This is a genomic window from Chryseobacterium sp. SC28, from assembly GCF_003932955.1.
In the GTDB taxonomy this organism is placed as follows: domain Bacteria; phylum Bacteroidota; class Bacteroidia; order Flavobacteriales; family Weeksellaceae; genus Epilithonimonas.
Window position 1 is genome coordinate 1 of sequence record NZ_QOVY01000036.1, and the last position, 9,883, is coordinate 9,883.

Here is a 9,883-nt window from a genome sequence, read left to right on the forward strand (position 1 = left end):
ATATTTGCAAGGTTTTAAAGCTCTAAGATACAAATTCTTGCAATAAAAAACAAGCTATTTTAAACCCAAAATACTAATAATCAGTAAATTATAGGTAGCTTAAGGAGAGACTATTTATAAAACTATCAGAATTTAATATCCAAAAATCTCTTCCAGACTCACTTCCGTAAAGGTTCCCATTTTGTTGACGGAATCCATATTCAGGTTTTCTTTTTTCCCGATGATGGCTGTGTTGTAGGACAACGGTTTCACTTCGGTGTTATAGAAACTGGTCAGTTCCGGTAATGTCAAGCTTTGAATTTCTGCATACACATCTTTTCTGATGTCGTGATCTACGCCCAATTTCTTAAGGGAAAGTTGGTTGTAGAAAATCGTGGTTCTCGTGATTCTGTTGGAGGCGATCTGTTTCAAGGCTGATCCTTTGGCGTTTTCAAACTGCGCCGGGATTTGCGGAAGTTCCACCATCAAATCGTTCATGGCATCCACCGCCAGAGGCAGTTTATTGGCCTGAGTGCCGATGTACGTGGTGACGTAATTGGGCTTGTTGAGCTCTGTTGCATTGGCATAAGACACGTAGGCCGAATAGGCCAAAGACTTGCTCTCTCTAAGTTCCTGAAAAACGATAGACGACAATCCGCGACCGAAATACTCGTTGAAAACATTGGCTTTCCCGAAGTTTGCAAGATTGACATTTCCTGCTTTTGCCACCTTGGACATTTCCATCTGCACCATATCGTAATTCGTAAAAAAGACTTTGCCTTCCGTTGCAAGTTCGGGATAATCTTTAGCTTTTGCGGGCTGAAGTTTTGTCTCCACGATATATGGTTTCACGGCTTTTTCCAAATCCTTCTGATTCTGTCCGTAGAGAAAAACTTGGTAAGGAAAATCGTTCAGGGTTTTGATTTTGGACATCAATTCATTGACGTTGATGCTCTGCAGACGCTCCTTGGAGATCACGTCTGTCAATCGGGAATCTTTGCCGTATTTGGCATAATTTGCAAGCGCGTTCATGATTCTGTTCTTATCTTTTTTCGCTACTTCTCTGGATTCCAGAATGGTTTTTACAGTTTGGTCGTAGATGGCTTGGTCTGCTTTCACATCGCTGATCCAGTGGTTCATCAGCTCCACACCTTTCTTCATATTGCTTTCCAGCCCGCTGAGTGAGATGATCATTTGATCATTGGTAGTTTTGAAACTATTGGTAATGCCCAATTTGTAGAACTCCTCTTTCAGCTGCGCCGGCGTATATTGATCTGTTCCAAGATATTGCAAGACTGTAATGCCCAGCGCCAACTCTTTGTCGTTATCGGTTCCGAAAGGAAATACGTAATCGATTTGAGCCACTTCGTTGTATTTGTTTTTTACAAAACTTATTTTTTTGTCTTTGATGGTAGAAGTCGCAATGGCGGTTTTAAAATCGATGAACTGAGGTTTGATGTCAGTCGATTTGGTGTTGATAATCTCTTTTAAGAACGGCGATTGCGCTTCTCTGTTGAGTTTGACGGGCGTAATGCCGGGATTCTGTACACGCACCAATTTGTCGTTCACGCCTTTTTCTTTGTAAACGACAACGTAATTATCCTTGAAGAAATCGTTGGCAAATTTCACAACATCGGCCTTCGAAATGGCTTCATATTGATTGATATCGGCCAATTCTTCTTCCCAACTTCTTCCATTGATAAAGTTGGAATAGAGTGCTGTTGCCAGCCCATCTGCTGTTTCCCAGTTTTTCATTCGCTGAACTTTCATATCGTTCACGATGGCATTCAGCATCCAATCCGGGAATTGCCCTTTTTTCACCAGATCGATTTGGTTCAATAGCAATTTTTTAGCTTCCTCAAAGCTTTGTCCTTCTTTGGGAACCACTGTCACGACGAAGGCACCATAATTTTTGAAAGCCGACTGGTAGGCGCCTGCACCAAGGGCTTTTTGTTTCTGATTGATGTTGAGGTCTATCAATCCTGCATCGCCATTGTTGCTCAATAGTTCCGCAACGATGTTGGCCAATCGCGCTTCCTCCGTGCCGTAAGAATCTGTTCTCCAAGCTAAGGTCAGTCGTGGCGTAGAGGGGCTTTTGACCGTTCTGGGAACGATGCTTGTCATTGGATCTTCCGTCACCATCTTCTTGGCCGGTAGTTCTTTGTATTTGAAGGTTCCGAAATACTGATCCACAAGTTTAATCGTCTTGTCAAAATCCAAATCTCCCACCAAAACGACGGCCATATTATTTGGTACATAATACGTATCAAAATATTTGTGAATGGCGACCATAGAAGGATTTTTCAGATGTTCGGAAGTCCCGATTGTCGTCTGCTGCCCATTGGGATGTTTGGGGAAAAGTGCTTCCATCATCGCATAATTTACCAGCCGGCCATCATTGTCCTGCGCTCGGTTGAATTCTTCATAAACGGCTTCCAGTTCTGTATGGAACAACCTCAAAACCAATTCGGAGAAGCGTTCTTTTTCCACTTTTAGCCATTTTTCCAGTTCGTTGGAGGGGATGTTGTTTTTGTAAACCGTCTCGTCCAGCCAAGTGTGGGCATTGGTTCCCGTGGCACCAAGCGAAGATATTGCCTTATCATATTCGTTGGCGATGGCAAATTTGGAAGCTTCCTGAGACACTTCATCAATTTTCCTATAAAGTGCTTTTTTCTTTTCGGGGTCTTTTTCCGCTTTGTGCTGCTCATAAAGGTCGGAAATCTGTGCGAGCAAAGCATTTTCCTTGGCCCAATCCTGAGTTCCTAAATGCGAAGTTCCTTTGAAAACCATATGCTCCAGATAATGCGCCAATCCCGTGTTGTCGCCGGGGTCGTTATTGGAACCGGTTCTTACCGGAATATAGGTTTGGATTCGGGGTGCATCATCATTTTTCGCAAGATAGACTTTGAGTCCGTTTTTTAGAGTGTAAATCCGCACGCCGGATTGGTCATTTTTTACAGTTTCATACGTGTAGCCCGCAGCGTCGGTTTTGATTTGTGTTTCAAATTTCTGTGCCATTGCATTCATCATAAATAAGAGTGAAATTGAAATAAAGAGTTTTTTCATTTGTCAAAATTTTTTTTTTTGAAGTGTAATTTACACAACAATTTATGGGATGACCATTATTGTAGAATTTTCCAAAAAATTGGATAAGATTTTCTCAGATAAATCGTTCTCAAAATTTATTTTGACAGTCATCCAACTTATTGTACCTAAGGTGCCACCTGTGTTCTTTCGTCGCCGATGATATGGAGATCTTTGTGCAATTTTTTGTACTTGAACCAAGAAAAAACCGACAATAGAAGCATATAACCAAGGCCGACATAAACCCACAGCGGAATAGGAACCGGATCTCCTTTTGCATAAGAATGCAGACCGGTCAAATAATAATTGACCCCGAAATAGGTCATTACCATTGAGCAAAATGCAAACATCGTGACGACGTGGAACGTATATCTTCCTCTAAGTCCCGGAACCAGTCTCATATGAATGACAAAGGCATAAACTATAATGGAGATGAAGGCCCAAGTTTCCTTTGGATCCCAGCTCCAGTATCGCCCCCAAGATTCATTAGCCCAAATTCCACCGAGGAAATTCCCGATCGTTAATGCTAAAAGTCCAATATTGAGAGACATTTCGCTGACGATGGCTAATTCCTTCAGCGTGGTATCGTTGTGTTTTTGGAAAGTTTTTTTGTTGGCAATAAGGTAGAAAATCAAAGAAATCATCGCAATCAACATAGATAACGAAAAGAATCCGTAACTGGATGTGATAATGGCCACGTGGACGATCAACCAATAGGATTTCAAAACCGGAACCAAAGGGGTAATTTGCGGATCCAATGCAGATCCACCGTGCGCGAATCCCATCATAATCACCGCGACCATAAACCCGGCTGCCGGGATCAAAGCATTGGAATTCCTGTATAGGGCGTACCCGGCAGTAATGCCCACCCACGAGATGAAGATGATGGCTTCGTAACCGTTGCTCCAAGGCGCGTGACCCGAAATGTACCATCTTGCTATCAATCCCAAGAAATGCAAAATGTACCCGATGAACCCAATGTAGATAATACTTTTGATAATCAGTTTTATGGTTTTGCTTGGTTTAAATAATTCTACGAATCCTAAAAATAATAGCAAACTGCCAATGATGGTATAGAAAATCAAAAGTTTGAAATTGATATCCAGCTTGTTCATCAGAACCTCCAGTTTCACTTTGGTTTCAGAAGGAATCACGTCTTTGCCCCATTTTCGCTGATATTCTTGCACTTTCAGCAATTCGGCATCGGCTTTTGCCCAGCTACCGCCTTGCGTTGCCAAAAGTACACTTGAGAGATATGGGCCTAAAATAGCCTGCGCATTTTCGTCCGGCTCAAAATTGGGTGTCATCACAGAACTCCAAGTGTGGTTGGGATCATTTTTCACCGGAACAGTGCGGAAATATTGGTAAGACATAATGCCGTTGAGCACCTGAACTTTGTCGTTTAGTTTGATGACAGCTTCGTCATAACGAGTTCTTTCTGAGGATTTTTTTCGGAAAGCCTCGTTGTAGTCGTCTTCCAAAACGAAGCGGAGGTTTCCGCTTTTGTCTGCCGGAAATAGTTTGATGAGACTTGTAAAGCCCTCGTCATTGGCTTTGGTCTTCGCTTTTAAATCCTTACCTACTTTGCCTTTTGTTTCGATTTTGATGATATTCACCTGAGCCCAAAACATCGGATCTATCGTAGCTGCCAAAAACCATTGATTGGCATCGAGATTCTGAAACTTGTCTTTGCTTGTCAATTTATGAAGAATATCGATAGCCTGTGTATTAGCCGGCACAATACGCCCTTCGTAATTTTGAACCAATAAGTAGCCAAACTTTTCGGCGTGTTCCTTGCTGATTTCGATGTTCTTCACCATTTCGTCGGCATCGATGACTGAAGGATTTCTGTTGGGAGAAGTTACTTGCGTTTCGGAATGAGGATGATTTTCGTGGCTGCCATCTTTTCCGTGCATATCGATTTCCTGAGCATTGAGTCCTAAACTTAATGTCATTAGAATGAAAGCGACAACCTTTCTTTTGCTCACAGTTTTCAGCATTTGATTCAGGTTCCAAAAACGGGATCCTTTCCAAAACATCGTTACAAACATCCCGACAAAAAGGAATGCATATCCGATGTAGGTCACCGTCGTACCCCAAAAATCGTAGTTCACAGAGAGGATTGTTCCTCTCCTATCCGGATCGAAACTGGCTTGGAAGAAGCGGTAGCCTTTGTAATTCAGCACGTGATTCATATATATTTTATAAGGCGTTTCTTTGCCTTCGTCCACTATTTTCACGTGCGATTCATACGCCGATGGCGAGGAACTTCCGGGATAAGTTTCCATCACGAACTTGTCCAGTTTCAGCGCGAAAGGTTGCGTATAATAGATTTTTGGACCGAATCCCAGCATAATATCGAGACCGTCGAGATGAATCTGCTTGTAGTTGTTTGGATTTCCCTTTTCTACCACGAGATCTACGATTTGTTTTGATTTTGGCCCCGCCACTTCTACTTTTAAAAGGTCGGGAACATCTTTATCTTTCTGTTTATCACCTTCGTAGGACACCAATTTTCCGTTCTTCGTTCCTTCGGGAACTACCAATTTCAGTTGGTCAATCGTATAAAGGCTTCTAAGCGCCAATGGTTGAAATTCATCTTTCTTAGTGGTTCCGGTGGCTTTGGTCGCCATTGTCATATAAGCAGCGTCAGTCGGCGTTTTGATGTAGAGTTGGCCGTCTCGCTTCTGAAATTCTACCGCGCCATCGATAGCCGTTCTGTTATAACTTACCAGCGTTCCATTGATATTTTGCACATCGCCTTCTGCCAAATAAATATTTTGCCGGCCGCCCATATCGCCGGTAGAAACCAAGTGCAGGTACTCTTTTCCGGATCCCACTTGCAGACTGTCTTTTTTTCTTTGAATATAATCCAAAGCTTTCACCACGATTTTTTCTTTTCCCAGAAAATCATAAGTGGCTTGAAAATCGTGATGCAGCGGCGACATCAGATAGGGTATGTCGTGGTAATTCTGCTGTTCTCCCTTCTCTTCGATTTTGATTTTGAAGAAATGTTTGTCAGTCACGATTTCGTTGGTCGTTTCGCCTTCGCGGATGTGCATCGTCCCTTCGAAGCTGATGTAGCGCGTGATGGCTCCTCCTATGAATATTAAAATAAAAGCCAAGTGAAAAACCAAAACCGGCCATTTTTCTTTTCGGAAAAGTCTGTATCTGCCTATGTTGCCGATGAAATTTAATATCAACAGAAACATCACAGCTTCAAACCATTTGGCTTCATAAATCAGTGCTTTTGCAGTGGGTGTTCCGTAATCGTTTTCGATAAAAGTGGCGACGGCCATAGAAATTGCGAAAACAAGCAGTAGAATGGCCATCGTTCGCGTAGAAATAAGAATATCCTGAATTTTTTTCATTAGGTAGAAAGCTACTGTTTTATTTATCAGATGTTGTCGCCCGCAAATCGGTATTTTCCAAAAAACTTAGTGAACGGCGATTCCATTTTGAAATTTATGCTTCGCAAAAATAAGGATGTTAATTTGATTAGGCGAATGAAAAGCTGTATTTATGATTTTTTTAGAATAGAGATTGGCTCTTAGTCTGTTTTAGGCCAATTCCATGCTTTAACAAAAATGATGATTGTTATAAGACTTTCAAGAAATGACAGGAATACGTAAAATATCCGCCATTCAGAAATCGAGGAAATCCCCACCAAAAAAGTAAAAAGCGTAAAAAAGACCGCAATACCTGCAGTTAACCATTTAGTGAGTTTTGGTTTCAAAATTAAGGACAGAAATATCATCAGTGCAGGAATCGTTAAAGTAAAAGTTGCCACAAATAATTTCAAGGGATCATCGAGCATATTCTGCCCGTTGAAAAGTCCTTCGACTTTTTTTGGAACGTAAAGTTCAAAATAATCACCATAGATATATAAAAACATAAGCGTTGTCCACAAAGCGCTAAGCTGGATCCGTACATTAATCTTAAAGTCTTGTAATTCGGTATTCATATTAATTTGTTAAAATATTATGTTTTTTAATTCTGCCAAAAAGCAGCCAAGCGCAGATGCTCAATACAGAGCGCCCGCCATTCTAAAAAGTGCATTCTTATTCTTAATCATTTTTTTCTTCAATGGGTCATAAATACGTTATTTTTGTTACATATTTCTTAATAAAATCATAATTTAGCTTACTATTATAAGTTTATCAACAAAAGTCTCTCTTTATTTTTATCCGGCGGAAAAAACATTAAATTTGCATCTATTGTCGATTTTTTAAAATGAGTAAAGAACTACATAATCCCGGCGCTGCCAGCAAAATCCTCTCCAAACCAAGAATAATTTTCGGTATTACGTTCATTGTATTGTCCGTCGTCCTCACGCTTTCTTTCGTGTCCTATCTGATGAATTGGAAAGCCGACCAAAGCCAAGCCGGAACGATGGGCGACAAAACGATCGTTCCCAACAATATTTTTGGAAAACTCGGTAACTGGCTGGGAAACGTTTTCATTAATGAAAGCATTGGAGTCGCGGCATTTATCGTCGCCTTTCTGTTCTTTGTTTTCGGAACTTTGATTTTAAAGAAAAGCTATTTCAAACCTTGGAAAACCATTTCGCACAGCGTCTTCTTCATCTGCTGGATTCCGATCTTCTTCGGTGCGATGACCGGAGGCGAAGGCGTCTTGGGCGGCGTTTACGGCTATCAAATAATGGATTATCTGAAATCTTACATCGGTTCTGTGGGACTTTGGATGGTTCTCGGGGTCAGTTTTGCCTTATATTTCGTGCTGGAATTTAATCTAAGACCAAGTTCTATCAAAAATAAACTGAATGATATAAATGATCATACATTCGGGAAACTGAAAGGTCTGATGCCCGATTCTGAAGAAGAATTTGACGCCGATGAAGAACTTATTGCCGAACAATCTGCTGCGGATAATTCAACTTCCAAAACTGAAAAGGATTTCGGCAATATCAAAGTGACTCAGGAGTTTGAACCGATTAAAACGCCCAACCAAACCTCTTTCAAAGATGATGTCAAAGAAACTGCGCCACAGCCCGTGATTTTATCGGCAGAGAAAGTGAGTCCCACTTCCGTTCCGAGCACGGACGACAACTTTGCCTTCAATGTAGAAATCAAAAAAGATGAAGATTTCCCGCTGACAGCCGAGCAGCAAAAATCTGACGATCTGGTGAGCAAGCACGGATTGTACGACCACAAACTGGATTTGGCAAAATTTCAAATGCCGTCTTTGGATCTTCTGAAAGATTACGGAAATGAGGAAATCACCATCAATCACGAAGAACTCGAAGAAAATAAAAACCGAATCGTTGGCTTACTAAAAACCTTCAACGTCGGGATCTCGGAAATCAAAGCGACCATCGGCCCTACCGTGACGCTCTACGAAATCGTACCGGAAGCCGGAATCCGCGTCTCGGCCATCAAAAAATTACAAGACGATATCGCACTGAATCTTTCCGCTTTAGGCATCCGGATCATCGCGCCTATGCCGGGAAAAGGCACCATCGGAATCGAGGTTCCCAGAAAAAATCCGACGATGGTTTCTATGAAATCCGTCATCGCTTCACCAAAATTCCAATCCGCGGATATGGATTTGCCGATCGTTTTCGGCCGAACAATTTCCAACGAAGTTTTCGTGGCGGATCTGGCAAAAATGCCGCACCTGCTGATGGCGGGAGCCACAGGACAGGGAAAATCTGTGGGAATCAACGCAATCATCACATCCTTACTTTACAAAAAACATCCGAGCGAACTGAAATTTGTGATGGTAGATCCCAAGAAAGTGGAATTGTCTTTGTATTCCAAAATCGAAAGGCATTATTTGGCAAAACTGCCCGACACCGAAGATGCCATCATCACAGATAATGCGAAGGTAATCAACACTTTGAACTCGCTTTGTATAGAAATGGATCAGCGTTATGATCTATTGAAAAATGCTTTCTGCAAAAACATTAAGGAATACAACGCCAAATTCTCCCAAAGGAAACTGAATCCCGAAAACGGTCACCGATATTTGCCATACATCGTTTTGGTTGTGGATGAGTTTGCAGACCTCATTATGACCGCCGGAAAAGAAGTAGAACATCCGATTGCGCGGCTTGCTCAGCTGGCAAGAGCCATCGGAATCCACTTGATTGTTGCGACGCAACGGCCTTCCGTCAATGTCATTACAGGGATGATCAAAGCGAATTTCCCGGCGAGGATTGCCTTCCGCGTCATTTCGGGAGTCGATTCCAAGACTATTTTGGACTCGCCGGGCGCTGAGCAATTGGTTGGTCGCGGCGATATGCTTTATTTCAACGGAAACGATTTGATACGCTTGCAATGCGCCTTCGTCGATACGCCGGAAGTGGAAAGGATTGCAGAGTTTGTGGGCGAGCAGAAAGGGTATCCGGATGCTTATCTTCTGCCGGAATATTCCAGCGAAGAAGGAAGCTCAACCGTTGGAGCATTTGACCCGAACGAGAAAGATCAATTGTTTGAAGATGCAGCGAGAATCGTGATCTCGACGCAGCAAGGATCCACATCGATGCTGCAAAGACAACTTAAATTGGGATACAACAGAGCTGGACGAATTATGGATCAGCTGGAAGCGGCCGGCATAGTTGGCGGGTTCAATGGCGCTAAGGCGAGAGAAGTTTTGATTTCCGATCTTAATTCGTTGGAAAGGTTGCTGGATGAGTTGAAAGGGAGATAGAATTCGATTATACTTAATAAAATTAACACAAGTAGATACCTGTTGTGCATTTAGAATAAATTCATTTTAATTTTGTTCAAACTTCTTTTGAAAACAAAGAAATTGAGATATTGAATCATTGTAAAAGATGTGATTTTGGAGGTAATTC

The 9,883-nt window shown here is 41.9% G+C and carries 4 protein-coding genes; 1 reads left to right on the top strand and 3 read right to left on the bottom strand.

Features of this window, described 5'->3' with window-relative positions; translation table 11 throughout:
- Positions 1-132: 132 nt before the first annotated feature.
- The 3 genes from DTW91_RS12435 to DTW91_RS12445 all read right to left on the bottom strand — a co-directional run bounded on the left by DTW91_RS12435 (position 133) and on the right by DTW91_RS12445 (position 7,027).
- Complete coding sequence (locus DTW91_RS12435) at positions 133-3,045, bottom strand: M16 family metallopeptidase (protein WP_125203681.1); 2,913 nt, start codon at positions 3,043-3,045, stop codon at positions 133-135.
- A gap of 146 nt (positions 3,046-3,191) precedes the next feature.
- On the bottom strand, positions 3,192-6,434 hold the full coding sequence (ccsB, locus tag DTW91_RS12440) for a c-type cytochrome biogenesis protein CcsB (protein ID WP_125203682.1): 3,243 nt from the start codon (positions 6,432-6,434) through the stop codon (positions 3,192-3,194).
- Between the two features lie 179 nt (positions 6,435-6,613).
- Positions 6,614-7,027, bottom strand: coding sequence for a DUF6326 family protein (locus DTW91_RS12445; RefSeq protein WP_125203683.1), 414 nt, complete (start codon positions 7,025-7,027; stop codon positions 6,614-6,616).
- Positions 7,028-7,296: 269 nt separating this feature from the next.
- On the opposite strand from DTW91_RS12445, the gene DTW91_RS12450 reads away from it, so the two are divergent.
- The gene (locus tag DTW91_RS12450) at positions 7,297-9,735 is read left to right on the top strand and encodes an FtsK/SpoIIIE family DNA translocase (RefSeq protein WP_125203684.1); all 2,439 of its coding nucleotides are present in this window, start codon (positions 7,297-7,299) and stop codon (positions 9,733-9,735) included.
- Positions 9,736-9,883: the final 148 nt, after the last annotated feature.